The sequence below is a fragment of the Cupriavidus sp. WS genome (assembly GCF_000395345.1).
GTDB classification, from domain to species: Bacteria; Pseudomonadota; Gammaproteobacteria; order Burkholderiales; family Burkholderiaceae; genus Cupriavidus; species Cupriavidus basilensis_B.
In genome coordinates this window covers 1-761 of the sequence record NZ_AQPL01000042.1, presented here as the reverse complement: position 1 = coordinate 761, position 761 = coordinate 1, and the positions used below count along the sequence as shown (strand labels likewise).

1 protein-coding gene is annotated in these 761 nt (G+C 71.9%); it reads right to left on the bottom strand.

Annotation, left to right across the window (positions count from 1 at the left end):
• Positions 1–617: biotin/lipoyl-containing protein (locus K206_RS0104290; RefSeq protein ID WP_020201178.1), on the bottom strand; the 617-nt coding region annotated here is incomplete at its 3' end.
• Positions 618–761: the final 144 nt, after the last annotated feature.

Sequence of the window (761 nt, the reverse complement as noted above, 5' to 3'; positions counted from 1 at the left end):
CTGGCGGCAGGCGCGGCGCCAGCGCCTTCGAGAATCAGGATCAGCGTGCCCTGGGACACGTTGTCGCCGATCTTGACCTTGACTTCCTTGACCACGCCGGCGGCGGGCGAAGGCACGTCCATCGTGGCCTTGTCGGATTCCAGCGTGACTAGCGCGTCCTCGGCCTTGATGGTGTCGCCGGGCTGGACGTGGACTTCGATCACGGGCACCGCGTCGTAGTCGCCGATGTCCGGCACCTTGACCTCGATGGGGCCGGTGGCGGCGGCCGGCGCGGGCGCGCTGGCGGGCGCCGGGGCCGGCGCGGCAGCGGGCGCGGGCGCAGCGGCCACGGGGGCCGGTGCCGCTGCGGCCGGCGCGGGTGCGGCGGCGGCCGCGCCGGCCGGTTCCAGCATCACCAGCACGGCGCCTTCGGAGACGTTGTCGCCGACCTTGATCTTGACTTCCTTGACGACGCCGCCCTGCGGCGACGGCACGTCCATCGTGGCCTTGTCCGACTCCAGTGTCACCAGGGCGTCCTCGGCCTGGATGGTGTCGCCCGGTTTCACGTGCACTTCGATGACGGGAACGGCGTCGTAATCGCCGATATCCGGCACCTTGATTTCAATCGCTTGACTCATTCAGTGTCTCCTGGGCAGGACGGCGGGCACGGCAAGCACCAGCGGCGAGGGTACCCTCACCGCCCGGATCTGTCACGCCGCCGCGCCGCAAGGCGCCGGGCTTTCAGCCCGGCCGCCCCGGCGCGGCTGCCGCTCCCGCGGGGG